This is a genomic window from Neorhizobium fuzhouense (assembly GCF_042611105.1).
Taxonomy (GTDB): domain Bacteria; phylum Pseudomonadota; class Alphaproteobacteria; order Rhizobiales; family Rhizobiaceae; genus Neorhizobium; species Neorhizobium galegae_A.
Genome location: NZ_JBHFFP010000011.1, coordinates 32,886 through 58,857, shown reverse-complemented (window position 1 = coordinate 58,857; position 25,972 = coordinate 32,886). Strand labels below are relative to the sequence as shown.

The window sequence follows — 25,972 nt, the reverse complement described above, 5'->3', positions numbered from 1 at the left end:
CCCCGGCGCCTCGCTTTGGGCTCGGCGCGTTCGCTGCTCAAAACGTGTCACGGCTAAGTTTTGCCGGCTGCGCCGTCGCAGCTGGCTTGCTCCCCGGCCCTTCGCTTTGGCTCAGGGCGTTCGCTGCTCAAAATGTGCCACTGGCACATTTTGCCGGCTACGCCGTCGCAGCTCACCCCTCAAAAAATTCTTTCATGCGGGCGAAGAAGCCGGTCGATTCCGGGTTGTTGTCCTTGGACGAGATTTCCTCGAACTCCTGCAGCAGTTCGCGCTGGCGCTTGGTCAGCTTTTGCGGGGTTTCGATCTGGATCTGGATATAGAGATCCCCCGTCTGCGAGGAGCGCAGAACCGGCATGCCCTTGCCCTTCAGCCGGAACTGCTTGCCCGGCTGGGTGCCCTCCGGAACCGAAACGCGCGATTTCGTACCGTCGAGCGTGGTCACGTCGAACGTGCCGCCAAGCGCTGCCGTCGTCATGGAAATCGGCACGGCGCAGTAGAGGTCCGCACCGTCGCGCTGAAAGAACTCATGCGGCTTGACCGACAGGAAAATGTAGAGATCGCCTGCCGGTCCGCCGCGCGCACCGGCTTCGCCTTCGCCCTGCAGGCGGATGCGCGTGCCGTCCTCGATGCCCGAGGGAATGTTGACGGAAAGCGCCCGTTCCTCGGTGATGCGGCCCTGGCCGTTGCACTTCACGCAAGGGTCGGGAATGATCTGGCCACGGCCGTGGCAGGTCGGACAGGTGCGCTCGACCGAGAAGAAACCCTGGCTGGCGCGAACCCGGCCGGAGCCCTGACAGGTGCCGCAGGTCTTCGGCTGCGTACCGGGCTTGGCGCCCGAGCCTGTGCAGACATCGCAGGTCACGGCGGTCGGCACACGGATCTGCGCGGTCTTGCCGGAATAGGCCTCTTCCAGTGAAATTTCCATGTTGTAGCGAAGGTCGGCGCCGCGTTCGCGCCCGCCGGACGAGCGCCGTGCACGGCCGCCACCCATCATTTCGCCAAAGATGTCTTCGAAAATGTCGGAGAAACCGCCACCGCCGGCAAAGCCGCCGCCCATGCCGCTACCGCCACCCATGCCGCCCTGCTCGAAGGCCGCATGGCCGAACCGGTCATAGGCCGCCCGCTTCTGCGGGTCCTTGAGCGTCTCGTAAGCCTCGTTGATTTCCTTGAATTTCTTCTCGGATTCAGCGTCGCCGGGGTTCTTGTCGGGATGATATTTCATCGCAAGCTTGCGGAAGGCGCTTTTCAGCTCCTTCTCGTCAGCGGTGCGGCCGACACCCAGCGTTTCGTAAAAGTCAGCTTTTGCCATGGAGGTAACGGCTCCCGAAAGGGGTCCGGCTGCACAGGGGCAGCCGGATGTCTACGCGATTACAGATTAAGCAGTCAAACCTCAGGCCGACTTCTTGTCGTCCTTGATTTCCTCGTAGTCGGCATCGACGACGCCGTCTTCATGCTTGCCGCCTTCAGCACCGGCTTCCGCCTTCTGCTGTGCCTCGTAGATCGCCTGGCCGAGCTTCATGGAGGTTTCCATCAGCGTCTGGGTCTTGGCAGTGATGTCTTCTGCATCCGGCTCGGATACTTCAGTCGAAGCCTTCAAGGCAGCGATGGCATCCTCGATGGCCTTGCGGTCCGCCTCGGAAACCTTGTCACCGTATTCATGCAGCGACTTTTCGGTCGAATGAACGAGGCTTTCGGCCTGGTTCTTGGCTTCCACCACGGCACGACGCTTCTTGTCGGTCTCGGCATTGGCTTCGGCGTCCTTCACCATCTTCTCGATGTCGGCGTCGGAGAGGCCACCGGAGGCCTGGATGCGGATCTGCTGTTCCTTGCCGGTGCCCTTGTCCTTGGCCGAAACCTGAACGATGCCGTTGGCGTCGATATCGAAGGTGACTTCGATCTGCGGCATGCCACGCGGTGCCGGCGGCAGGCCGACCAGGTCGAACTGACCGAGCAGCTTGTTGTCGGCGGCCATTTCGCGTTCACCCTGGGAAACACGGATCGTCACGGCCTGCTGGTTGTCGTCGGCAGTCGAGAAGACCTGGCTCTTCTTCGTCGGGATCGTCGTGTTGCGGTCGATCAGTCGGGTGAACACGCCACCCAGCGTTTCGATGCCGAGCGACAGCGGGGTCACGTCGAGCAGCAGAACGTCCTTGACGTCGCCCTGCAGAACGCCGGCCTGGATGGCAGCGCCAAGAGCCACGACTTCATCCGGGTTCACACCCTTGTGCGGCTCCTTGCCGAACAGTTGCTTGACGACTTCCTGGACCTTCGGCATGCGGCTCATGCCGCCGACGAGCACGACTTCGTCAATTTCAGCAGGCGTTACGCCGGCATCCTTCAAGGCTGCCTTGCACGGCGCGATGGTGCGCTGGACGAGGTCGTCGACCAGGCTTTCGAACTTGGCGCGGGTCAGCTTCATCGTCAGGTGCTTCGGGCCGGAAGCGTCTGCCGTGATGAAGGGCAGGTTGATTTCCGTCTGCTGCGACGAGGACAGCTCGATCTTTGCCTTTTCGGCTGCTTCCTTCAGGCGCTGCAGGGCCAGCTTGTCGCCCTTCAGGTCGATGCCCTGGTCCTTCTTGAATTCGCCGGCCAGATATTCGACGAGGCGCATGTCAAAATCTTCGCCGCCGAGGAAGGTATCGCCGTTCGTCGACTTCACTTCGAAGACGCCGTCGCCGATTTCCAGAACAGAAATATCGAACGTGCCGCCGCCAAGGTCGTAGACGGCGATGGTCTTGCCGTCCTTCTTGTCGAGACCATAGGCAAGGGCCGCAGCCGTCGGCTCGTTGATGATGCGCAGAACTTCAAGACCCGCAATGCGGCCAGCATCCTTGGTGGCCTGGCGCTGGGCGTCGTTGAAGTAGGCGGGAACCGTGATGACGGCCTTTTCGACCTTTTCGCCGAGATAGGCTTCCGCCGTTTCCTTCATCTTCTGAAGGATCATGGCGGAGATCTGCGACGGGGAGTAGCCCTTGCCGTTGGCGGTGACCCAGGCATCGCCGTTGTCGCCGCGCGAAATTTCGAAGGGAACCAGGCCCTTGTCCTTTTCAACCGTCGGGTCTTCGTAGCGGCGGCCGATCAGGCGCTTGACGGCAAACAGCGTGTTGGTCGGGTTGGTGACCGCCTGGCGCTTCGCCGGCTGGCCAACCAGACGCTCGCCGTCATCCGAGAAGGCAACCATGGAGGGCGTCGTGCGCGCGCCTTCGGCATTCTCGATTACCTTTGCGTCCTTGCCGTCCATGACGGCGACGCAGGAATTGGTTGTGCCAAGGTCGATGCCAATTACTTTTGCCATTTCTTCTCTCTCCTTTAAGCGAACCGTCGGAACCCCCTCAAAGGCATTCCGCTGACAGTTCCTCGACTGGGATAACTTTTCAGCAGTGGTCTGCTGTCATGCGGCGTATATAAGGACCGGTTTTTCCGACTGCAAGGCGGGAAACACCGTGCAGATCAGCAAAAAAACAAGTCGTTGATGCGGGCAGCGGAAGACGGGTTACTGCCCCATGATGAGGTCGAAAAGTGTCGTCTGGTGCGGCCTTGCCTCATGCCTGCCGCCGCCGACGTCACCCGGTGGTACCGGCCCTTCTCCCACATTGCCCGGCGGCACCGGTTGATCGAAGGGGCCGCGGTATTGGCGGTAGTCCCGCACCGGCTCATCCGGGGAGGCGGGAAGCGCCGGCCTTTCGCTGTGGTCAACAGGCGGCAAGGGGCGATTTTGCGCGGCGGGCGCTGCAGGTGCATAGGCGTCCTTGCTGGCTTGGCCCGGCAGAACGCCGGAAATGATGTCGCCGATCGACAAGGAACCGGAGTCCGGCGCCTGCGGCAGGGCTGGCTGAATGCCGACACCGTAAAGCGGCGTCGGGCGATATCCTTTGAGCGCGGCCGTCATATAGTTCTTCCAGGCGCGCGCCGGAAGGCCGCCGCCGGTCACCTTCTTCATCGAGGTGCCGTCGTCATTGCCGAACCAGACGCCGGTGGTCAGCGTGCTGGTATAGCCGACAAACAGGGCGTCGCGGAATGATTGCGTCGTGCCGGATTTTCCGGCGGCCTCCCAGTTGGCAAGCCGCGCCGCCTTGCCGGTGCCCTCTACCATCACCCGGTTCAGCATGCCGTTCATGGTGGCCACCACCGTATCGCTCAACACTTTCGGCGGATTGGAGTAATCGGCCTCGTACAGCACCTTGCCATCGGCATCGAGGATGCGGGTGACGGTGTGCGGCGTTGCCTTGAAGCCGCCATTCATGAAGGGCGCATAGGCGGATGTCAGCTCCAGCAACGAGACTTCCGATGTTCCGAGCGCAATCGAGGCATTGGGCTGAAGTTCCGATTCGATGCCCAGCCGATGCGCCGTGCTGACCACCTTCTCCGGCCCCACCTGCATGACGAGCTGGGCGGCAATGGTGTTCAGCGAATTGGCAAGCGCCGTTGCAAGCGTGACATTGCCGCGATACTTCTGGTCATAATTTTCCGGTGTCCAGTTGCCGATCTTCACCGGCCCATCGGTCATCACGGTATCCGGGGTAAAGCCTGCTTCGAGCGCTGTGGTATAGACGAAGGGCTTGAAGGCGGAGCCCGGCTGGCGCTTGGCGCGTACGGCGCGGTTGAATTGGCTTGCGGCGTAATCCCGCCCGCCGACCAGCGCGCGCACCGCACCGGTCGCATCCACCGAGACGAGCGCTGCCTGCGAGGCGTTGAGCTTGCCGCCATCGCTCGCCAACAGGTCATCCAGGGCTTTTTCGGCGTCCTTTTCCAGCCGCATGTCGAGGGTGGTTTCCACCGTGATATCGGTCTTCACCTCGCCGATCAGCGATTTCACCTCGTCCATCACCGTGTCGGCGGCATAATGCTCGGCACCGGACCAGTAGCTGCGCGCCTTGGTCGGCGGTTGCGACATGGCCGTCTTTGCCTCTTCCTCGGTAATGTAGCCCTCTTCGCGCATGGCGCCGAGCACGACTTGCGCCCGCGCCTCGGCGGCCTGCGGATCCCGCGCCGGCGAAAGCCGCGTCGGCGCCTTCAGGAGGCCCGCCAGAAGGGCTGCTTCGCCGAGGCTCACATCGCGCGCCGACTTGTTGAAATAGCGCCGCGAAGCCGCTTCCACCCCGTAGGCACTGGAGCCGAAGAACATGCGGTTGAGATACATCGCCAGGATCTGGTCCTTGGTGAACTTGTGCTCCAGCCAAAAGGCGAGCATCACTTCCTGGATCTTGCGCTCGAAGGTGCGATCGGGCGACAGGAAGAGGTTCTTGGCCAGCTGCTGGGTCAGCGTCGAGCCGCCCTGGATGCTCTGGCCGGTGAGATTGTTGACGAAGGCACGCGCCAGGCCGAGCGGGTCGACGCCGAAATGCGAGTAGAAGCGCCGGTCTTCGATCGCCATCACCGCCTGGGGAAGAAAGGGCGACATTTCCTCAAGCGCCAGCGCCTCGCCGCCGGTCACGCCGCGATTGGCAATCAGGGTGCCGTCAAGGGCGGTGATCTTCACATTGGGCGGTCGGTCGGGAATGGCCCAGGAGCCGGCGCTCGGCATCTGCGCGGCATAATAGACCACCAGCCCGCCCACCCCGATGGCGCCCCAGATGCCAAGGACGATGCACCAGTAGATGAGCGCGCGCAGCGTGCCGAAGAGGCCGCGGCGCGGCTCGTCCCGGCGTTTCTTCCGCCCGCTGCGTTCCTGTCTGGCGTAAGATTTTTGCGCAGGTTTTCGCGCGCCGTTGCCTATGATCCGCTCGTCGGCATCGATGTGCACGTCATCTTCGGCCTCGTCTTCGTCAAACGATGGGTCGACGCGGTGGCGCGATTTCTTCCACGATGCCATGAATTGAGGCTGTGCTCCCCATCTGCGTGCATGCGATCCGTGATCCCGAAGCGAAGGGCAGCACGATCTCACTTTAAGGCGGAAATGGATCTCAAGGCTGCCCCGGCACGGATGCAACCGGTCCAGAGACGCTCGCTGCACCTTAAATGCGGCGATTTAAGGGGAGGTTAAGGAAGGGCGGCTGCAGTCCTGTCGCGCGGGCATCCGTGATGCCAGTCATGGCCCGCCAGATCAAAAATATCGGCGTCGCAAGGCCGATGGTCCAAAAGATGCCAAGATGAAGATATACTAACTTACCTACCAATAATGAGAGTTGCCATTTCGGAGAAGTGACATACAACTTGAGAAATCCAACCTTCTGCGTCCTTCTATAATGGGCGGTAGATCGGCGGGAATACGGGATATTCGGCAAGAGGGAAGCCGGATGTCCGGGAGCATTCGTCCAACGGACGCAACGCCAGCGCCGTTGATGAACACACTCAAGGAATGGATGCGAGATAAAGGCGCTGCGGCTGCCACAAAAGGAGGTTTTGATGCGCGCACCGGTTGTTAGACGCCCTGTCCATCCCGACCAGCTGAGCTTGCTTCAGCAGGTTTTCGATGCCGCCTGCGCGCAGCACCAGATCAGCAAGGCAAGCCCGGATGGCGAGGCTCTGGCGCTGATCCTGGTCAACTCCCTGCAGAAGGGCATGAGCGAGAAAGAGGCGCTGGCCTCGCTTGCCGAAGCACTTGCCCAAGGACGCTGAACCAAGGGCGCTGATCGCACGCTTTCCTCAAATCCCGGCCGTCCCACATGGTGTCGCAGTCAGGCCCTGTCCACGCGTAACAGCGATTTTTCAATGGTGCCCGTGCGGGTAAAAACGCCTGGAACCTATCGGCGCTTCGCAAGTTGACCCGGCTCCTGACCATCATCGGCCTGATTGACGGGCCGCCAGCCAAGGAGATCCGCATGGAAAACCCCGAAACAGGCATGGGCATTGCACAGCAGCGTGCCGGCGAAGATGCAAATGCTGCCGTGCGCTCGGAGATTTCCGCGCTGCGCGCCGAGATTGCCAGCATCCGCGAAAAGCTGACCGAATTCAGCGGCGAGGCCTATGAAAGCGTCGCGCGCAGCGCCGGCAGCGCTGCCGCCTACGTGCAGGACGAGGCAAGCTCGGTCGCCGGCGCCATCCGCCAGCATCCGGCCACCGCCACGACCCTGATGACTCTGGTGGCCGGCATCGGCTTTGCCATCGGCTATCTGGTGGCGTCGACCTCCTTCGAACAGAAGCAGGCCTGGTATCGTCGCTACTATTCCTGATAGTCTAAGGCAGCGATCATCGCAGCGCTTCAGCAAGACAAAAAACCCGGCAGCGCCCTTCGCCTTCCAAGGCGTGGCGGCGCCAAGCCGGGTCTATTTTTCCGGGCCGAAAGCGTCAGGCGTTTGCGGTCGCCTGGCAGACATCCACCCATTCGCCTGACACCAGCTCTGCCATGCGCTCCGGCGAAATGCGGACGGCCGCGTTGATGGCGCCGGCTGCGGGAACTACCTCGGCATAGCGCTTCAACGACACGTCGAGATAAACCGCGAGCGGCTGCGGCAGGCCAAACGGGCAGACGCCGCCCACCGGATGGCTTGTCTGCTCCACCACCTCTTCGGCACCCAGCATGCGTGGCTTGGCGGAAAATCGGTCGCGGAATTTTCGGTTGTCGAGCCGGCTGGTGCCTGACGCAACGACGAGAATCACCGCATCACCCGCCCGCAGGCAGATGGTCTTGGCGATCTGATCGGGATCCACGCCATGGGCTTCGGCCGCGAGCGTCACGGTTGCGGAGCTCGCTTCCGTTTCGATCACCGCAATGTCGGGCGCGTGGGTGGCAAAGAAGGTCTTGACGGATGTAAGGCTCATGACGCCAGCCTAGCCAAGGGGGTGCCGAAGCGCAAGACACGGCGAGATATGCCGTTTTTGCATTGCTGCACTGCAAAAGTCTGGCTGTTTTTTGGGCGAGACCGCTGTATAGTCAAATCATCGAACGGCGCACTCCTCCTCCCAGCGCCGAACGATGGGACTGGCAACACCTCCTCCTCCCGGTTGCTGGTCAGTTTTAGAAGCCCGGTGCACCTCCTCCCGCACCGGGCTTCTTTCGTTTTGGTGCCATTTCATCCGGTTGATTTGTCTAGGTTTTTTGCTTCCGCCTGCAGGGTGTGCGGCAAGGTGCCTGCACGCGGAATGTCATCTCCGCCTTGACAGAAGGCCCCATCCGGGGCTACCTCACCCGCATCGATATTTGTTTGACAAGTGGCACTACAGCGTCAAAAGCGCTGACGACGACCTTTCTTCAAATACGAAATCCGCGTTCCCCGCCGCCCGCGGCGCGGAACAGAGTCAACGTTGCGAACGAAAGGAATCGTAATGGCTACCGGTACTGTAAAATGGTTCAACGCCACCAAGGGTTTTGGTTTCATCCAGCCGGATGACGGCGCACAGGACGTGTTCGTCCACATCTCTGCTGTTGAGCGCGCTGGCCTGTCCGGCCTCAACGACGGCCAGAAGATCTCCTACGAACTGGTTTCCGACAAGCGTTCGGGCCGCATGTCCGCAGACAACCTGCGCGCAGCCTGAGCCTTTAGAGGCTTCTGACTTTAAAATCAGACGAAAATCGAATGGCGCCCTTGCAATCGCGGGGCGCCATTCCCATTTCAGGATCAAGCGGCAGGACGAGTGTGTGCCGGCGGTCGATCGTGATCGCGCCGTCTATCAGGAAGAGTGAATATCTTAACCCGATGTTTACCTTCGTGGGAGATGATGAAGGTACAGGCGGCGGTGATGAACCGAAGCCATCGAAATGCCAACCCCGTTTCGTGTTTGACCACGGATGTACTGGCAGGGACTGAGACGGGAATGAAAGGTCGGGCTTGTCCCGGCCTTTTTGTTTTTTAAGCCTTTTCAAGGCGGAGACCTTGCTCCTCACCGCAGGGATGAGGAGCAGCGACGGCGGCGATCAGAGCGCCGCGAGGATGCGGATCCAGGAACGGATGCCCTTGTGGAACGAGACGAGGTCGTATTTCTCGTTCGGGGAATGGATCCGGTCATCGATCAGGCCATAGCCGACCAGCAGCGAATCCATGCCGAGATAGGTCTGGAAATCCCCGACGATCGGGATAGAGCCGCCCATCCCGACGACGACGGCCGGCTTCGGCCATTCGTCGGAGAGGGCCGACTTTGCCTTGGTGAGCACCGGCGAATCATAGGACAGGTGAATGGCGGGCGAGGCGCCGTGCTCGTGAAACGCGACGCTGCAATCGGCCGGGATCCGGGAGCGGACATAGGCGCGAAAACTGTCGCGGATCTTTGCCGGGTCCTGCGTGCCGACGAGGCGGAACGAGACCTTGGCGGATGCCTTGGCGGCAATCACCGTCTTGAAGCCTTCGCCCGTATAACCACCCCAGATGCCGTTCACCTCGCAGGTCGGCCGCGCCCAGGTCAATTCCAAGACCGAACGCCCCTTTTCGCCGGAGGGTTCTGAAAGCCCCACTTCGCCGAGGAAGCTTTGGGCATCGCGGCCAAGCGTGCTCCAGCTCGCCTTGATGTTTTCCGGCGTTTCTTCCACGCCGTCGTAAAAGCCGTCCAGCGTCACGCGTCCGGTCTCGTCGCGAAGCCCGGCCAGCACTTCTGCCAGAATGTGGATCGGGTTGGCGGCAGCACCGCCGAAAAGGCCCGAATGCAGATCGCGGTCGGCGGCGGTTACGGTCAGCTCCTCGCCCACGAGGCCGCGCAGCGTGGCGGCAATGGCCGGCGTTTCGCCATCCCACATGCTGGTGTCGCAGACCAGCGCATAGTCGGCCTTCAACTCGTCCGCATTGGCTTCCAGGAACGGCTTCAGCGACGGCGAGCCGGATTCCTCCTCGCCTTCGAAGAGAATGGTGATTCGCACCGGCAGCGCGCCGACGGTTTCCTTGTAGGCGCGGCAGGCTTCGACGAAGGTCATCAGCTGGCCCTTGTCGTCGGACGTGCCGCGGCCCGTCAGCACCTGCCGGCCATTCCCCAGGTCCTTCACCTTCGGATCGAAAGGATCGCTTTCCCAAAGCTCGAGAGGATCGACCGGCTGCACGTCATAATGGCCGTAAAACAGCACATGCGGAGCGTCGGCGCGGCCGGCGGCGTGGTGGGCAACCACCATCGGATGGCCGGGCGTGTCGCGCAGCGAGGCTTCAAAGCCAAGCTCCGAAAGAGCCACCACCAGCCATTCGGCCGCCTTGCGGCAATCGGGCTTGTAGGCCGGATCGGTGGAAATGGAGGGAATGCGCACCAGATCAAACAGTCGCTCGAGGCTTGCGGTGAGATTGCTGTCGGCTTGGGCGAGGATCGGGGAAAGTTCTGTCATGGGAGAGCCTTGCGGGGGTCATCGGGTCTAAGGCGGCCACGTTAGACCCTTCCCGCGCGGGAGGGAACCGGTTCAGCCAAGGAATGTGGATAGCCTTATCGAAGCCGGCAGAGCAGGCGAGGGGATGGGCTGCGGTGGTCAATCAGTCCCGTTGCAGGTTGCGCGCATTGGCAAGCGCCATGCGCATGTATTCCATCAGCAGTTCGCGCTCGAAGGTGCGAAAGCCGGCAAAGATCTCGTCATCGGCAAGGGTTGCCGCCTCCGTGGCAAAACGTTCCAGTTCGCGCCCGCGCGCCGTCAGCGTCACGATCTGCGCGCGTCGGTCGCAAGGATGCGGCGAGCGCACGATCAGTCCGTCGCGCTCCATGCGGGCGAGCGTATTGGCAAGCGTTGCCTGCTCCACCTCCATCCGGTCGAGGAGCTGGCGCTGGGTGAGGCCGTCCTCATGCCAGAGCACGAGCAGAACCGGAAACTGGCCGGGAGAGAATCCGAGCGCTGCCGCGCGCTTGTGCAGCGCGCGCCCCAGGCCTTTTGCCAGCTGGCTGCTGAGGTAGAGAGCGGAATTCGTGCGCTCGAAGCTCATATGCGCTCAGAACCCTCTGCGCTTCAATGACAAGCACATGCGTGCAAATGAACGTGTGCCGAGCGACTGCAACGGCATGATCAATAGCACGATATCCTTCGATGGACAGTCTTGCAACAGCAACGGCCGAGGCCAGCAAAGTAAAACCGCCACGGCCGGGAGGGGAAGCCGTGGCGGTCAGAGAGAGGGACAAAGGCCCGGAGAGGGGGATAAGGCCTTTGTCCGGTCTGGTGCGGCTGGGGGACAAGCCGGCTGCCAGACTGCGGCATGATCAGTGCCGGTGAACAGGAAATGGCCGCGGTCCGGCCCCTTTTCAAGGGCGGCCCCGGAAAGGGCGAGGTCACGTTCCGGTGAAGGCTTCGTGTTCAGGAGCGGCGTTTGCGCCAGCTGAAAAACAGCTGCAGCGGCAGGGCGATCAGAACGAACAGGGCAAACATCAGGATCTGGCGCACCACGTTGTGGCCCATTTCGGGCGTGGCGATGAGAACGAAGAAGGCGCCGGTGACGCAGGCTGAGAGAAGCTGGAATTCCACCTCCGCCGGCCAGCTGCGCGTGGCATCCTTTTCCGGCGGAAAGAAGCCCCGCAGGCCGCGCCAGGCCATGGGCAGTAGAAGGGCGATCAGGATCTTGTGGAACGTCATGGCCGGCGGAGCCCCCTCGAGCCGGCACAGGAGGCCGACGAAGACAGCAAGGCCCGCAGGCGCCGCGTAGGCAGAAACGATATCGCGTGATGTCATGGGACTGTGTTCCGGCAAAAGGATGGCTACTTTTATAGAGGCCCCGGCCTGCCCGCAATGGACCTTTGCACCGCATCGCGCTATCCATCGGCCATGAAAAAAGGCGATCATCTCTTCCTTGTCGACGGCTCCGGCTTCATCTTCCGGGCCTTTCACGCTTTGCCGCCGCTGACGCGCAAGACCGACGGACTGCCGGTCGGGGCCGTGTCCGGTTTCTGCAACATGCTGTGGAAGCTTCTGACCAATGCGCGCGACACCAATGTGGGTGTGACGCCGACGCATTTCGCCGTGATCTTCGACTATTCGTCGAAGACCTTCCGCAAGGATCTCTATGCGGACTACAAGGCCAATCGTTCGGCGCCGCCGGAAGAGCTGGTGCCGCAGTTCGGCCTGATCCGCCAGGCGACACGCGCCTTCAACCTGCCCTGCATCGAGACGGAAGGTTTTGAGGCCGACGATATCATAGCCACCTATGCCCGCGCCGCCGAAGCCATCGGCGCCGATGTGACCATCATCTCCTCCGACAAGGATCTGATGCAGCTGGTGACGCCGAACGTCCATATGTACGACAGCATGAAGGACAAGCAGATCGGCATTCCCGATGTCATCGAGAAATGGGGTGTTACCCCGGACAAGATGATCGACCTGCAGGCGCTGGTGGGCGATTCGGTGGACAATGTACCGGGCATTCCCGGCATCGGCCCGAAGACGGCGGCTCAGCTTCTGGAAGAGTTCGGCGATCTGGAAACGCTTCTTGCTCGAGCCTCCGAAATCAAGCAGGTCAAGCGGCGCGAGAATATCGTGGCGAATGCGGAGCTTGCCCGCCTCTCGCGCCGGCTGGTGGAACTGCGCACCGATGTGCCGCTCGATCTGCCGCTCGATGCGCTGGTTCTGGAAAAGCAGGACGGGCCAAAACTCGTCGGTTTCCTCAAGGCGATGGAATTCGGCACGCTGACGCGGCGCGTTGCCGATGCCTGCGACTGCGATGCAGGCGCGATCGAGCCCTCCGAAATCCAGGTGGAATGGGGGCCGGCCGCCCACGGCCCGGATCTTGATCCCGGTGCCGAGCATTCGCAGGACCTTCTTGCCGATGGAAGTGCAGCGACATCCGCCCCGCAGTCTGCCTTGAGCGAGGCGGCAGGCGATGGCACTCGGGCAGCCGAGATTGCCGCGTCCCGCCACGAGGCGTTTTCAGCCGCCAAGATCGACCATTCCACCTATGTCGCCATCCGCGATGTCGAGACGCTGAAAACCTGGATTGCCAGTGCGCGCGAAACCGGCGTGGTGGCCTTCGATACGGAAACCACCTCGCTTGACCCGATGCGGGCCGAGCTGGTCGGCGTGTCGCTTGCCGTGCAGGACAATCGCGCGTCGCCCGCGTCTGCCGTCATCCGTGCCGCTTATGTGCCGCTTGGCCACCGCAGCGGCGGCGAGGATCTGTTCAGCGAGGGGCTGAAGCTCGTCGATGGCCAGATCCCCATGGGCGAGGCGCTGGCGCTTCTGAAGGATCTGCTGGAAGATCCGTCCGTGCTGAAGGTCGCGCAGAACCTCAAATATGATTATCTCGTCATGAAGCGGCACGGCATCACGCTGTCCGGCTTCGACGATACGATGCTGATCTCCTATGTGCTGGAAGCGGGCCAGGGCAATCACGGCATGGACAGCCTGTCGGAGCGCTGGCTCGGCCACACGCCGATCGCCTACAAGGATGTCACGGGGTCGGGCAAATCCTCTGTCAGCTTCGACCGGGTGGAGATCGACAAGGCAACCGCCTATGCGGCTGAAGATGCCGACGTGACGCTGCGGCTCTGGCTCGTGCTGAAGCCGCGGCTTGCCGCCGATGGGCTGACGCGCGTCTATGAGCGCCTGGAGCGGCCGCTGGTGCCGGTGCTTGCCCATATGGAAGAGCGCGGCATCACCATCGACCGGCAGATCCTGTCGCGCCTCTCCGGCGAGCTTGCGCAGAAGGCCGCGGCTTTCGAGGACGAGATCTATGAGCTGGCCGGTGAGCGCTTCAACATCGGCTCGCCCAAGCAGCTCGGCGATATCCTGTTCGGCAAGATGAACCTGCCGGGTGGCGCCAAGACCAAGACCGGCCAATGGTCCACGTCGGCGCAGGTGCTGGAGGATCTGGCAGCCCAGGGCCTCGACCTGCCGCGCAAAATTGTCGACTGGCGCCAGCTGACCAAGCTCAAATCCACCTATACGGACGCGCTTCCGGGCTATGTGCATCCCGAAACGAAGCGGGTGCATACCGGCTATTCCATGGCGGCAACCTCCACGGGACGGCTGTCCTCCTCGGAGCCGAACCTGCAGAATATTCCGGTGCGCAATGCCGAAGGCCGCAAGATCCGCACGGCCTTCATCTCGACGCCCGGCCACAAGCTTCTGTCTGCCGATTACAGCCAGATCGAATTGCGCGTGCTGGCCCATGTCGCCGATATTCCGCAGCTGCGCCAGGCCTTTGCCGACGGCATCGACATCCATGCCATGACGGCCTCGGAAATGTTCGGTGTGCCGGTGGACGGCATGCCATCGGACATTCGGCGCCGGGCCAAAGCGATCAATTTCGGCATCATCTACGGCATTTCCGCCTTCGGCCTTGCCAACCAGCTGTCGATCGAGCGTTCGGAAGCGGGCGAATACATCAAGAAATATTTCGAGCGCTTCCCCGGCATCCGCGATTACATGGATCAGACGAAGGCCTTTGCCCGCGAGCATGGCTATGTGGAAACCATTTTCGGGCGCCGGGCGCATTATCCGGAAATCAAGTCCTCCAATCCGTCGGTGCGCGCCTTCAACGAGCGTGCGGCCATCAATGCGCCGATCCAGGGATCGGCCGCCGATGTCATCCGCCGGGCCATGATCCAGGTGGAGCCGGTGCTGCAGAAGGCGGGCCTTGGCGAGAAGGTGCGCATGCTGCTGCAGGTGCATGACGAACTGATCTTCGAGGTCGAGGACGAGGCGATCGATGAGGCCATGCCGCTCATCGTTCGCACCATGGAGCATGCGGCGCTCCCGGCGCTTGACATGCGCGTGCCGCTGAAGGTGGACGCGCGCGCGGCCCTCAACTGGGACGAGGCACACTGAATATGACCCCTGCTCGCCGGGGGTGAGGGCGCTCCGCCGCCCTGCGGGGAGGGCTTTCAGTGCTGTCAGTGGGGCTGGGCAGGGTAAAGCGATGCCAGCGCCGTCGCCAGAAGCGCGCGCGCATAGTTTGCCGCAGTGTTGCGACTTTCCTGCGAAAGACGCAGTTCGCCGCAGCGCTGGTCAACGGTTTCCAGGATGAGGTCGGCGAGGCTGCTGGCCTGCACGGGATCCGACGTGTCGAGCGCCATCGCAAGCGCCGACATTGTAACGATCTCGAGCACCACCATCCGTGCTTCAAGCGCGGCCAAAGGGTCGTAGGAGGGATCGTCGACAGCACTGATCGTGGTCATGCCGCTTCCCTTCGCGTATACACCAAAAGGCGCACAGAAGCATTCTTAATACTTTAAGGCGAAGCCTCGACCACTTCTACTGGCTGATTCGAGGGGCTGTCAGGTTTTCCGTCAGAATTCCCACCAGTTCCGCGCCGGCCTTTTCGACGCTGTCGCTGTTGTCGATCGTGGCGACCCGGTAATCTCCGGAAAGCGGCAGCGTTGCGCGCTGCAGCCGGGCGAGGATGTCGTCGCGGGTTTCGCGCCCGCGCGCCATCAGCCGTTCGGCCAGAATGTCCGGGCGAGCCGTGATGTTGATCACCAGAAGCTGGTCATAGGCCGCCTGAAATAGCGGCAGCGCCGAGCGCGAGCCGTTGGCAACCAGAAGCTGGCCGGCCGCAAGCGCCTCCTTCGTGCGGCGCGGAATGCCGTAATGAAGGCCGTGCGCATGCCAGGACACGGCAAATTCGCCGGCCTGCTCTGCGGCGAGAAAGACCTCGGGCGTCATCCCCTCATGGTCTTCGCCGCCGGCGGAGGCATCGCGGGTAATGCACCGGCGCACGAAGGACACGCGCGGATCACGCGTAAAATAGGCCGCGGCATAGCCGATCAGCGTGTCCTTGCCGGCGCCGCTCGGGCCGACGACCACCGCCATCGTGCCCCCAGCTGTCGCGGTCTCTCTCGCGGGTGGCTGTTGCATCAGGCAACCCGCCGGCCGCTGCGCCACACGGCGCGGGTGATCGGCACGCCATGGCTGCGATGCACGCGCACGAGATCTGCCCGAAGTCCGGCCGCGATTCGGCCGCGATCGTTGAGGTTGACGGTTCTGGCCGGCGTCGCGCTCACCATGGCAATCGCCTGCGGCAGGCTAAGCCCATCCACCGTGTCGGCAAGGATAAAGGGCGCGTGCAGCAGGCTGAACGGCACATAATCAGACGACAGGACATCGAGAACGCCAAGCTCCGCCAGATCGCGCGCGGCGATATTTCCGGAATGCGACTGTCCGCGCACCACATTCGGCGCGCCCATCAGCACGCTCATGCCGGCCGCATGCGAGGCCTTGGCCGCGGCTTCGCTTGTCGGAAATTCTGCAAGGCGCACACCGTGGCCTTCTGCTTCGGCCACATGCGCAAGCGTCGCGTCGTCATGGCTTGCAACGGTAATGCCAAGCGCCGCACAGCGGGCGGCAATCGCATCGCGGTGGGGCGCGGAATATTGCGCCGATGCGGCCATGCGCCGTTCGATAAAGGCATCAAAGGCCTCGTCCGTCATGCCGCGCTTCTTCTTGTAGAAGAAGATATACTGGTCGAGCGACTGGAACTGCCGCTGGCCAGGCGCATGATCCATCAGGGAGGCAAGCCGGACCCGGGGATCACCCTCGAAATCGGAAAACTGTTCCAGCACGTCGGCGCAGGGAACCTCGCAGCGCAGGTGGATCAGGTGGTCGGCCCGCAAGCGTCCGGCCGCGTCGGCGGCTGCAATGGCGTCGGCCAGGGCGCGCATGTCGCCGCGCGCAAAACCGCTGTCCTCGTCCGAGCCCAGCCGCAGGCAGTCGAGCACCGTGGTAATGCCGGAGGTCGCGATCTGCGCGTCATGCGACTGGATGGCCGAGGTCGTGTCCCAACGCACGCCGGGACGGGGCGAATAATGGGTCTCCAGATGGTCGGTATGGAGTTCCACCAGACCCGGGATCAGGTAGTCGCCATCCATGTCCTCGCCGGTTGTCGTGCGGCCTTCGCTGATATCGGCAATCAGGCCGTCTTTGACCTGAACGCTGCCGTCCAGCATCTGGTCTTCAAGCACCACGCGGGCATTGGTCAGGATCAGTTCGTGGCTCATGCGATGGTCTCTCCGGTGTTCGCCTTGCCGGACAGCGGCGCAAGGCGCGCAATGGCAAAGGCGGCGCCGCGTTCCGGTTCGACCGACAGGCCGAGATGGGAAACGGGCAGGGGGCGGTCGGTGAAGGCTGAAAAACGTTCTGTGAGGAGATCGCGCATGCGCGGTTGATCTGCTTCGGCAACGGGGCCGGTCAGCGTCATGTGAAAGCGGAATTCATCAAAGACATACGGATAGCCCCAGCGATCGAGATGGGCGCGCTGCCGCTCCGTCAGTCGCTCGGGGCGACGCCGTGCAATGTCTTCCGGCGACAGCGCTGCGCGAAACGGCTCGAACGCCTCGACCACGGCCGCGCAGAGGCTATCCACGCCCTCTGACGATCCGATCCCGGGCACCAGGGCAAAGAAGAGGCCAAGTTGCGCAAGCACCAGCTTCGGGATGACGACCGGCGCCGCTTGCGCGCAAAAACGTTCGAAGGCTGCCTCAAGGTCTGCCGGGCTGCAGCCTTCGGCGAGCGTGAAGGGCGCTTTCAGCGTCGCATGAAAGCCATAGCGGCGCGGATCGGCCGTCAGCGCTTCCCAGTCGGAAAGCGCCATGCCTGCATCGGAAGGCGGTGTCATCGCGGCGCCGGCAAAAGCATCGCGCCCAAGCCATGCAACGGCGGCGCGGGTCAGCGGGTCATCCTGGGGAGGCGTGAAATAGACGGCGTAACGCACGGGCGGGGGAATCACTTCTGTTGCTGCGGGGAAGTCTAACGGATCGCGTGCCTGCTGCTAGCGGAAAGCTGTGACGCAAGCATGTCAATGAGCGCGCCTTTGCTCTCGCCGTGCCGCGACCTCGCAACCAAATTCGCTTTTGGCGCGTTCACCTTGCAAGAAGAAGACAGGACAACCTTGAAAGACAGGAGACAGGTCAATGGAAACGAGCATTCTCATCACCACTTTCCTCTCGGTTTTTGCCGCAAGCGGTCTTTTGAGCGCCTACTGGTACGCCAAGTAAGTCTTGGGAAAAAATAAAGCGCCGCCGGAGGCCGGCAGCGCTTCGAAATGTCGGAACCGGGCGGCTCAGTGGGCGCCGGACATGTCGCCCAGAACAACCTTCGACGCCACGGTCGAATCGGCGTTCAGCGTGTAGACCATCGGCACGCCGGTCGCGAGGTTGAGCTTCAGGATTTCTTCCTTCGAAAGACGGTCAAGAACCATCACCAGCGAGCGCAGCGAATTGCCGTGTGCGGCCACCAGAACCTTTTCGCCGCGCAGCACGCGGGGCAGGATTTCGGTGAGGTAGTAGGGCCAGACGCGTGCGCCGGTGTCGCGCAGGCTTTCGCCGCCGGGCGGCGGGATGTCGTAGGACCGGCGCCAGATATGCACCTGCTCCTCACCCCACTTGGCGCGCGCATCATCCTTGTTGAGACCGGAAAGATCGCCGTAATCACGCTCGTTGAGCGCCTGGTCGCGGATGGTCTGAAGATCGGGCTGACCGACCTTGTCGAGAACGATGCGGCAGGTTTCCTGCGCGCGCTTCAGAACCGAGGTGAAGGCGATATCGAACTTGATGCCGGTATCGGCCAGCGCCTTGCCGCCGGTGGTGGCCTCTTCCACGCCAAGCTCTGTCAGTTCCGGGTCCTTCCAGCCGGTAAACAGGTTCTTGAGGTTCCAGTCGCTCTGGCCGTGACGAACAAGGACGAGTGTTCCGCTCATGTAATCCTCCAGGAATGTTGAGATCAGTCAGAAAGCCCGAGAACGTCGAGCATGGAATAGAAGCCGGGTTTTTGAGCCCGGGCCCAAAGGGCCGCCGACACGGCGCCACGGGCAAAGATCGACCGGTCGAGCGCCGAATGGGAGAGTGTCACCAGTTCGCCTTCGCCGGCGAGGATGACGGAATGCTCGCCGATCACCGAACCGCCGCGCAGTGTCGCAAAGCCGATCGTGCCGGTTTCGCGTGCGCCGGTATGGCCATCGCGCACCCGAACGGACTGCGTCTTGAGGTCGATGTCGCGCCCCTTGGCCGCCGCCTGGCCCAGAAGAAGGGCCGTGCCGGAGGGCGCATCCACCTTGTGCTTGTGATGCATTTCGAGCACCTCGATATCCCAGCCGGCAGCCGGCAGCGCCTTTGCCGCCTTTTCCACCAGGACGCCCAGAAGATTGACGCCAAGGCTCATATTGCCGGATTTGACGACACGGGCATGACGGGCGGCGGCGGCAAATTTTTCCTCATCGGCCTCGGAGCAACCCGTGGTGCCGATGACGTGGACGATGCGCGCCTGGGCGGCAAGGCCCGCAAACTCCACGCTTCCTGCCGGAGAGGTGAAATCGATGACGCCGTCTGCATGAAGAAAGGCGGCCAGCGGATCGGATGTGACCGGAATGCCGAGAAAGCCGGCGCCGGCCAGTTCGCCGGCGTCCTTGCCGATGAAGGGCGAAGCGTCCCGCTCCACGGCCGCATGCAGTTTGACCCCCGGCATGTCCTGGATGACGCGGATGATGGTCTGGCCCATACGTCCGGCCGCGCCCACGACCACCAGTTTCATGTCATGCTCGCTCATGCGGAAATTCGGCTCCGTTGTGTGTGGGGTGCCCGTCAGATGGGCGTGTGAAGGTTGTTGAGGCGAGCGTAAAGCCCGTCCGGACGTCGCGCAAGGCTTTCATGATCGCCCTCTTCCACCACGCGGCCTTCCGCCATCACGACGATCTTGTCGGCCTTGACGACCGTGGACAGGCGGTGGGCGACGACGACGACGGTGCGGCCGTTCATGGCGGTGTCGAGTGCCTTCTGGACCGCGGCTTCCGATTCGTTGTCGAGCGCCGAGGTTGCCTCGTCGAGGAGAAGGATGGGGGCGTTGCGCACCAGCGCGCGGGCAATCGACAGGCGCTGGCGCTGGCCGCCGGACAGCGTCACGCCGTTTTCGCCGACCGGGGTGTCATAGCCTTGCGGCTGGGCAAGGATGAAATCATGGGCATAGGCCAGGCGCGCCGCCTCTTCCACATCCGCATCCGTCGCTTCCGGGCGGCCGTAGCGGATGTTGTCGCGGATGGTGCCTTCGAAGAGGTAGGGCTGCTGCGAGACATAGGCGAGGTGATGGCGCAGCGACGCCTTGGTGACGTGCGATATGTCCTGCCCGTCGATCAGGATCGCCCCCTCGGCCGGATCATAGAAGCGCGGGATGAGCGAGATGATCGTCGATTTGCCGGCGCCGGAGGGGCCGACAAGCGCCGTCGTCTTGCCGCCTTCGGCAACAATATCGACCGTTTTCAGGATGTTGTCGCCATTGCCATAGCGGAAGCTGACGCCCTTCAGTTCGATCGTCGCGTTCGTGACGACGAGATCCTTGGCGCCAGGGCGTTCGCGCTGCTGCGGCTGCAGGTCGAGGATCGTGTAGATCATGCGGGCATTGACGACGGCGCGCTCCATCTGCACCTGCAGCTTGGCAAGCCGGCGGGCCGGATCATAGGCCATCAAAAGTGCGGCCACGAAGGCAAAGAAGGCGCCCGGCGGCACGCCGTCATAGATCGAGCGGAAGGCCGCATAGGCGAGAACACTCGAGATCGCGAGCCCGGCAAAGGTTTCGGTCAGCGGCGAGGTGCGCTCCGACAGGCGGGCAATGCGGTTGGCGCGGTTTTCCGCGTCGCCGATGATGCCGTTTACCTTGTTGCTCAACTGGGCTTCCATCGTGAACGCCTTGACGATGGAAATGCCCTGGATCGTCTCCTGCATGGCGCCCACGACATGGCTGTTCAGCTCTACCGATTCGCGGGTGGCGCTGCGCAGGCGCTTCGACACATAGCGCAGCGCATAAAGAAGCGGCGGGGCAACGCCGAAGACGATCAGCGACAGCACCGGATCCTTGCTGACCATCACGCCGATCAGCGAGATCAGCGTCAGGAAATCACGCGCGGTGGAGGTGACGGTGAGGTTCAGCACGTCGCGGATGCCGTTGACGTTCTGGCTGATCTGGGCGGCCAGATGCGCCGAACGGGATTCGCTGAAGAAGCCCACCGACAGCTTCATGAGATGCGTATAGAGGCGCTTCTGGTATTCGGCGACGATATTGTTGCCGATCTTCGACAGGGTGACCGCCTGCCCGTAGGTGGCAAGGCCGCGCAGCACGAAGGCGATGAAGATGGCACCGCAGATCATCCAGACGAGATCGGCGCGCTTGTTGGCGAAGGCCTCGTTGACGACGGATTCCATGATCCAGGCGGTAAAGGCCGTCGACAGTGCGACGACCACCAGGCACAGGATTGCAAAGGCATAACCGCGCACATGCTCACGACCGTTTTCCGCAATGATGCGCCGAAGCACGCTGGTGACGGTGCCGGAATCGACATGGGGCTTGCGTTGCGTGGCTGTATCGACTGCTTCCAACAAGACGTTCCCATCCAGAGCATGTCCGAGCCAAAAGTGCGTGAGCGGCTTTGTATCCGGACTTGCGTAAATCGAAGAGATTGAGGCGCAGCTTCATGCCGCGCCCGGGTCATAACCTGTGGCGGTCTTAACCAGTCACGGCATTCTTGGCTAGCGCCCGGCCACGATTCCCGGCGCCTGTTGCATTCCGGTCTTTCCCGGCAGCACCCGGCATCAGCGGCGCCAGCGCCGGCCTTCAGTGGCAATGCCGAAATGCTGCGGCGTGCGGGCAAAGGAGGCAAGGCCGGCAAGGGCGGCCTGCGGGTGGGTCACGACGAAGGTTGGGATGTGCTTCATCAGCGCTGAATGCGGCGCCTTGTCTTCAAAGCCTGCCCTGAATTCCGGTCGCTTCAGCGCCGGCAGGATTTTTTGAGAAATGCCGCCCGCCAGATAGACGCCGCCCTTTGCCATCATCACCAGCGCCATGTCGCCGGCAAGGCGGCCGAGATAGGTGACGAAGAGGCGCAGCGTTTCCGCGGCCTGGGCATTGCTGTCGGCAAGGCCGTGCGCGGTCACGTCGGCCGGAATGGACAGGACGGGCTCGATGCCGTCGGCCATGCAGATGGCGCGGTAAAGATTGACGAGGCCGCGGCCGCAGAGGATCTGTTCCGCCGACACCCGGCCCTCGATGCGCTCGATATGCGGGAAGACCTGGTAATCGCGGTCGCTGCGCGGGCCGAGATCCACATGGCCCCCTTCGCCGGGCACCGGAAACCAGGTTTCCTGCGCATGCACAAGGCCTGCCACGCCAAGCCCGGTGCCGGGGCCGAGCACGACGCGCGAAAACACAGGCGCCGTGGTGACCGGGCCGATCGGATCGCGGTAGTGTTCCGGCAGCGAGGCAACGGCCAGCGCCTGCGCTTCGAAATCATTGATCACCAGCACGTCGGAAAAGCCGAGATCATCGATCAGCTGCTTCGGGCGCACTACCCAGTCGCAATTGGTGAGCGGAATCTCGTCGCCTTCAATCGGGCCGGCAATGGCCAGAATGGCCGATTTCGGCCGCTGTGCGGTCTTGTCCAGCACTTCGGCCTGAATGGCGGCATCGATGGTGTCGTAATCGGCGGTGTGGATGTTGGGAAACTGCTGCGGTTCGCCAAACACATCCGTCAGGATCCAGAAGCGCGCATTGGTGCCGCCGATATCGCCGATCAGGATCGGGAAGGCGGGCTTGTCACTGTCCTGAGGTCTTGCCATCAAAGGGCTCCGTCGTCCGGGTGGGCGGGTCTTACTGGAAGTCGATCAGCTTTTCGGCGGTCGCCCGGTTGAGCGCCATCGGAATGTCGTAGACCGTGGCAAGCCGTGTCAGCGCCTTGACGTCGACATCGTGCGGCAGGGGCGTCAGCGGGTCGGTGAAGAAGATCAGCATGGAAACTTCGCCGGTCGCAATCAGCGCGCCGATCTGCTGGTCGCCGCCAAGGGGACCGCTTTTCAGCCGGGTCACGTCAAGGCTGGGGGCCGCTTCCAGAACGCGCCCGCCGGTGGTGCCGGTCGCCACGATGCGAAACTTTAAAAGCGCCTGCTCATGGCGCTTGGCAAACTGCGCCATCTCATCCTTTTTCTGATCATGCGCGATCAGGGCGATGCAGGGCTTTTCCGGCACGGATGCGTTCCTCGGATTTCCATCGGGCCGCGATTTCTATACCGAAGACCGGCCCGAAGGGAAGGGATTAAACCGTTTATATCGTTGCAAAGCCAGATCTGGCGGCAATCCTCAAGGGCGTGCCCGTGGCAGCGGAACCGCCTCCATGTCATCCGGCACGCCGGCGGCGTCCGACGCATCCTCGCCGGCAGGATAAGGAGCGGCCGCGGGCGGAGCAGCCTGGTAAGCGGCCGCCGCCGTGGAGGCCGGCGCCGTCAGAAGGGCCGCACAGGCTTTGGGCAGGTCCGAGACCATGACCGGCCGGGGCGGCGGTGGCGGCTTGCGGTTGGGATCGGGCTTCGGCTTTGCCCAGGGTTCGGGCGTGAACCACCAGGCCAGCGACTTGTCGCAGCCGTCGCCGGCGGCCACCGGCGCCTGCGGCTTGCAGCTGGCAAGACCCGGCGGGCAGGCAAGGCGAATGTGGAAATGCTCGTCATGGCCGTACATCGGGCGCACCTTGCCGAGCGCCGAACGGTCGCCGGTCCAGGCCTCGCAGAGCTTCTTCTTGATGGCCGGATTGACAAAAATGCGCTCCACCTGCGGATAGCTTGCCGCCGTCATCACAAGGCGGGCGGCCGTCGGGGTGAAGCGGCGTTCGTTGACCGTGAGGAAGCGGCTCTTGTCCAGCATGGAGGTGAAAGGAATGGTTTCGCGCTGTTCCCGCGTCAGCCGCTTGGCCGGCATCGGCGTGAACCAGACGTCGACATCGAGGCCGACCTGATGGGAGGCGTGGCCGGATGCCATCGGCCCGCCCCGCGGCTGCGACATGTCGCCGATCAGGATGCCGTTGCCCCAGCCGATGCGCACCGCATCCTGCGAGAGGCGTTCCAGAAGCGAGATCGTCTGCGGCATGCCCCAGTGACGGTTACGGGAAATCCGCATGGCCTGCCAGTGCGGTCCGTCGTCGCCGAGCGCCACCGCGCCGGAAATGCAGCCCTTGGCATAGGACCCGATCGGCTGCGGCGCGCCGGCGCTCGGAAGCGTCACGGCGCCGAACGCCTGTTTTGCCGGCTGGTCGGCTCTGGCACTTAAGTCCATCCCGGAGGTCACAAGGCCGAGCGTGGCAAGGCTGGTCAGAAGAAGAGCCCGGCAGCGGGCAAAATCGGCAGTCAGCATGAAGGATCAAATACCTGCAGGGAACGGGGCTTTCGGCACAAGTCTAGACTGATTTGCGCCAGCCGTTAATCCGTCGCATCACGATGAGGGCGCAAGCATGGCGGTCCGATAAAAAGCTTGTGAGCGTGGCAGGCTGTATTTTGGCCGGGTTTTGCCTATCATTGCCACACAAGAACAACGACAAAGGATCACCGCATGAGATTGGCACGCCTGAAAACCGGATTTTTCGTGCTTGCGGCAGCCGTCATCGCCGGCCAGCCGGGATTGGCGCTTGCGCAGGAACCGGTCTGGCGCCATGCGGTCGCCGTTCTGGAGGCGCCCAAGCTTCCGGCGGATTTCAAACAACTGCCGTATGTCAATGTGGATGCGCCCAAGACCGGCGAACTGCGGCTTTCCGAGGAAGGCACGTTCGACAGCCTCAACCCGCTGGTCGACCGCGGCAATCCGGCGGTTGGCATCGGAATCGTCTTCGATACGCTGATGAAGCAGTCGGAAGACGAAGTGTCGGTGAGCTACGGCCTGCTTGCGGAGGCGCTGTCCTATCCCGACGACATGTCTTCCGTCAGCTTCCGGCTGCGGCCAGAGGCGAAATGGGCCGATGGCGAGCCGGTAACGCCGGAAGACGTGATCTTCAGCTTCAATGCGGCCAAGGAAAACAGCACCCTGTTCGGTAGCTACTATCGCCATGTGGTGGCGGCAGAGAAGACCGGCGAGCGCGAGGTGACCTTCCGCTTCGACGAGAAGAACAACAAGGAACTGCCCGCCATCGTCGGTGATTTCCCCATCCTGCCGAAGCATTGGTGGGAAGGAAAGGACAGCGCCGGCAAGCCGCGCGACATCTCCCGCACCACGCTCGAACCGCTGATGGGATCCGGCCCCTACAAGATCGCCGCCGTGCAACCGGGTTCGACCATTCGCTACGAGCGGCGCGACGATTATTGGGGCAAGGATCTGCCGATCAATATCGGGCAGAACAATTTCAGGACGATCAACTATACCTATTTTGCCGATCGTGACGTGGAGTTCGAGGCGTTCCGTGCGGGCACCATCGATTACCAGCAGGAAAACAGTTCGAGCCGCTGGGCCACCCGCTATGATTTTGCCGCCGTCAAGGACGGCCGGGTGATCCGCGAGGCGCTGTCCAATCCCTTCCGCGCCACCGGTATCATGCAGGCCATGGTGCCCAACATGCGCCGCGACCAGTTCAAGGATGCGCGGGTGCGCGAGGCGCTGAACTATGCATTTGATTTCGAGGACCTCAACAAGAACCTCGCCTATGGCGGCTTGAAACGCGTCGACAGCTTTTTCTGGGGCACCGACCTTGCCTCCTCGGGCCTGCCTGAGGGGCGCGAGCTGGAAATCCTGAACGGATTGAAGGACAAGGTGCCGGCTTCCGTCTTCACCACGCCCTTCACCAACCCTGTCGGCGGCGATCCACAAAAAGTGCGCGACAATTTCCGCAAGGCGATCAGCCTGTTCAAGGAGGCCGGCTGGGAGCTGAAGGGCAACCGGATGGTGAACGCAAAGACCGGCCAGCCGATGGTGTTTGAGATCCTGCTCAGCAGCGCCTCGCAGGAGCGCTCCGTGCTGCCCTATGTGGCAAGCCTCAAGAAGATCGGCGTGGAGGCCACCATCCGCACGGTCGACTCCTCGCAATATGTCAACCGCGTCAGAAGCTTCGATTATGACGTGATCTGGGCGGTCTGGGCGCAGACCATGAACCCCGGCAACGAGCAGGCCAATTACTGGGGCTCCACCTCCGCCAACCAGCCGGGCTCGCGCAACTACGCCGGCATCGCCGATCCCGCCATCGACCAGCTGATCCGCCTCATCAACACGGCCCCCAACCGCGCCGAACAGGTGGCGGCGGTTCATGCACTCGACCGGGTGCTGCTCGCCAACCATTTCGTCATGCCGCTGTTTTATTCCGGTGAGGCGAAGATCGCCTACTGGAACCGGATTACCCATCCGGACAAGCTGCCGGAATACGGCATCGGCTTCCCGACGATCTGGTGGTCCAAGGCTTCCCCGTAAAAACCTTGCGCCGGGGCATGCGCC

The 25,972-nt window shown here is 62.7% G+C and carries 22 protein-coding genes; 5 read left to right on the top strand and 17 right to left on the bottom strand.

Annotation, left to right across the window (positions count from 1 at the left end; all coding sequences use genetic code 11):
- Positions 1-172: 172 nt before the first annotated feature.
- From dnaJ to ACEXP3_RS18530, 3 genes are all read right to left on the bottom strand, one after another.
- On the bottom strand, positions 173-1,309 hold the full coding sequence (gene dnaJ, locus ACEXP3_RS18540; protein ID WP_377298569.1) for a molecular chaperone DnaJ: 1,137 nt from the start codon (positions 1,307-1,309) through the stop codon (positions 173-175).
- An 81-nt stretch (positions 1,310-1,390) separates the two neighbouring features.
- Positions 1,391-3,295, bottom strand: a complete 1,905-nt coding sequence (gene dnaK / locus ACEXP3_RS18535; RefSeq protein WP_377298568.1) for a molecular chaperone DnaK — start codon at positions 3,293-3,295, stop codon at positions 1,391-1,393.
- A 198-nt stretch (positions 3,296-3,493) separates the two neighbouring features.
- Complete coding sequence (locus tag ACEXP3_RS18530; protein ID WP_377298567.1) at positions 3,494-5,812, bottom strand: transglycosylase domain-containing protein; 2,319 nt, start codon at positions 5,810-5,812, stop codon at positions 3,494-3,496.
- A gap of 533 nt (positions 5,813-6,345) precedes the next feature.
- Here ACEXP3_RS18530 and ACEXP3_RS18525 point away from each other — a divergent pair.
- Both ACEXP3_RS18525 and ACEXP3_RS18520 read left to right on the top strand, forming a co-directional pair.
- The gene (locus tag ACEXP3_RS18525; RefSeq protein ID WP_210103933.1) at positions 6,346-6,558 is read left to right on the top strand and encodes a hypothetical protein; all 213 of its coding nucleotides are present in this window, start codon (positions 6,346-6,348) and stop codon (positions 6,556-6,558) included.
- A gap of 203 nt (positions 6,559-6,761) precedes the next feature.
- Positions 6,762-7,112, top strand: a complete 351-nt coding sequence (locus ACEXP3_RS18520) for a hypothetical protein (protein WP_377298566.1) — start codon at positions 6,762-6,764, stop codon at positions 7,110-7,112.
- Between the two features lie 115 nt (positions 7,113-7,227).
- Here the strand turns inward: ACEXP3_RS18520 and ACEXP3_RS18515 are convergent, their stop codons facing one another.
- The gene (locus ACEXP3_RS18515; protein WP_377298565.1) at positions 7,228-7,701 is read right to left on the bottom strand and encodes a YbaK/EbsC family protein; all 474 of its coding nucleotides are present in this window, start codon (positions 7,699-7,701) and stop codon (positions 7,228-7,230) included.
- 504 nt (positions 7,702-8,205) lie between these two features.
- On the opposite strand from ACEXP3_RS18515, the gene ACEXP3_RS18510 reads away from it, so the two are divergent.
- Positions 8,206-8,415, top strand: coding sequence for a cold-shock protein (locus tag ACEXP3_RS18510; protein ID WP_210103930.1), 210 nt, complete (start codon positions 8,206-8,208; stop codon positions 8,413-8,415).
- 379 nt (positions 8,416-8,794) lie between these two features.
- Here the strand turns inward: ACEXP3_RS18510 and ACEXP3_RS18505 are convergent, their stop codons facing one another.
- The 3 genes from ACEXP3_RS18505 to ACEXP3_RS18495 form a co-directional block, all read right to left on the bottom strand.
- The gene (locus ACEXP3_RS18505) at positions 8,795-10,177 is read right to left on the bottom strand and encodes a dipeptidase (RefSeq protein ID WP_377298564.1); all 1,383 of its coding nucleotides are present in this window, start codon (positions 10,175-10,177) and stop codon (positions 8,795-8,797) included.
- A 142-nt stretch (positions 10,178-10,319) separates the two neighbouring features.
- Positions 10,320-10,760, bottom strand: coding sequence for a MarR family winged helix-turn-helix transcriptional regulator (locus ACEXP3_RS18500; RefSeq protein ID WP_377298563.1), 441 nt, complete (start codon positions 10,758-10,760; stop codon positions 10,320-10,322).
- Positions 10,761-11,125: 365 nt separating this feature from the next.
- The gene (locus tag ACEXP3_RS18495; protein ID WP_210103927.1) at positions 11,126-11,497 is read right to left on the bottom strand and encodes a hypothetical protein; all 372 of its coding nucleotides are present in this window, start codon (positions 11,495-11,497) and stop codon (positions 11,126-11,128) included.
- A 93-nt stretch (positions 11,498-11,590) separates the two neighbouring features.
- On the opposite strand from ACEXP3_RS18495, the gene polA reads away from it, so the two are divergent.
- Positions 11,591-14,587: a DNA polymerase I gene (polA, locus tag ACEXP3_RS18490; RefSeq protein WP_377298562.1), complete on the top strand. Its 2,997-nt coding sequence runs from the start codon at positions 11,591-11,593 to the stop codon at positions 14,585-14,587.
- Between the two features lie 65 nt (positions 14,588-14,652).
- On the opposite strand, the gene ACEXP3_RS18485 is transcribed toward polA, so the two are convergent.
- The 10 genes from ACEXP3_RS18485 to mepA all read right to left on the bottom strand — a co-directional run bounded on the left by ACEXP3_RS18485 (position 14,653) and on the right by mepA (position 23,836).
- The gene (locus ACEXP3_RS18485) at positions 14,653-14,937 is read right to left on the bottom strand and encodes a hypothetical protein (RefSeq protein ID WP_377298561.1); all 285 of its coding nucleotides are present in this window, start codon (positions 14,935-14,937) and stop codon (positions 14,653-14,655) included.
- Between the two features lie 76 nt (positions 14,938-15,013).
- Positions 15,014-15,571, bottom strand: coding sequence for a phosphonate metabolism protein/1,5-bisphosphokinase (PRPP-forming) PhnN (phnN, locus tag ACEXP3_RS18480; RefSeq protein WP_377298560.1), 558 nt, complete (start codon positions 15,569-15,571; stop codon positions 15,014-15,016).
- A 44-nt stretch (positions 15,572-15,615) separates the two neighbouring features.
- Positions 15,616-16,755: an alpha-D-ribose 1-methylphosphonate 5-triphosphate diphosphatase gene (locus ACEXP3_RS18475; RefSeq protein WP_377298559.1), complete on the bottom strand. Its 1,140-nt coding sequence runs from the start codon at positions 16,753-16,755 to the stop codon at positions 15,616-15,618.
- The gene (locus tag ACEXP3_RS18470; RefSeq protein WP_377298671.1) at positions 16,752-17,468 is read right to left on the bottom strand and encodes a DUF1045 domain-containing protein; all 717 of its coding nucleotides are present in this window, start codon (positions 17,466-17,468) and stop codon (positions 16,752-16,754) included. Before ACEXP3_RS18470 ends, ACEXP3_RS18475 begins: the two co-directional genes overlap by 4 nt.
- Positions 17,469-17,816: 348 nt before the next feature.
- Positions 17,817-18,452: a 2,3-bisphosphoglycerate-dependent phosphoglycerate mutase gene (locus ACEXP3_RS18465; RefSeq protein WP_210103921.1), complete on the bottom strand. Its 636-nt coding sequence runs from the start codon at positions 18,450-18,452 to the stop codon at positions 17,817-17,819.
- Positions 18,453-18,475: 23 nt separating this feature from the next.
- On the bottom strand, positions 18,476-19,297 hold the full coding sequence (dapB, locus tag ACEXP3_RS18460) for a 4-hydroxy-tetrahydrodipicolinate reductase (RefSeq protein ID WP_377298558.1): 822 nt from the start codon (positions 19,295-19,297) through the stop codon (positions 18,476-18,478).
- 35 nt (positions 19,298-19,332) lie between these two features.
- Complete coding sequence (locus tag ACEXP3_RS18455; RefSeq protein ID WP_210104162.1) at positions 19,333-21,117, bottom strand: ABC transporter ATP-binding protein; 1,785 nt, start codon at positions 21,115-21,117, stop codon at positions 19,333-19,335.
- A 213-nt stretch (positions 21,118-21,330) separates the two neighbouring features.
- Positions 21,331-22,353 carry a glucokinase gene (locus ACEXP3_RS18450; protein WP_377298557.1) on the bottom strand — a complete coding sequence of 341 codons (1,023 nt, stop codon included), beginning with the start codon at positions 22,351-22,353 and terminating at the stop codon, positions 21,331-21,333.
- 31 nt (positions 22,354-22,384) lie between these two features.
- Positions 22,385-22,759: a methylglyoxal synthase gene (locus ACEXP3_RS18445; RefSeq protein ID WP_377298556.1), complete on the bottom strand. Its 375-nt coding sequence runs from the start codon at positions 22,757-22,759 to the stop codon at positions 22,385-22,387.
- 111 nt (positions 22,760-22,870) lie between these two features.
- Entirely contained in the window at positions 22,871-23,836 is a 966-nt protein-coding gene (gene mepA / locus ACEXP3_RS18440; RefSeq protein ID WP_377298670.1) for a penicillin-insensitive murein endopeptidase, read from the bottom strand.
- Between the two features lie 273 nt (positions 23,837-24,109).
- Between mepA and ACEXP3_RS18435 the strand changes: the two genes are divergently transcribed.
- Positions 24,110-25,948: an extracellular solute-binding protein gene (locus ACEXP3_RS18435; protein ID WP_377298555.1), complete on the top strand. Its 1,839-nt coding sequence runs from the start codon at positions 24,110-24,112 to the stop codon at positions 25,946-25,948.
- The last annotated feature ends 24 nt before the right edge of the window (positions 25,949-25,972 follow it).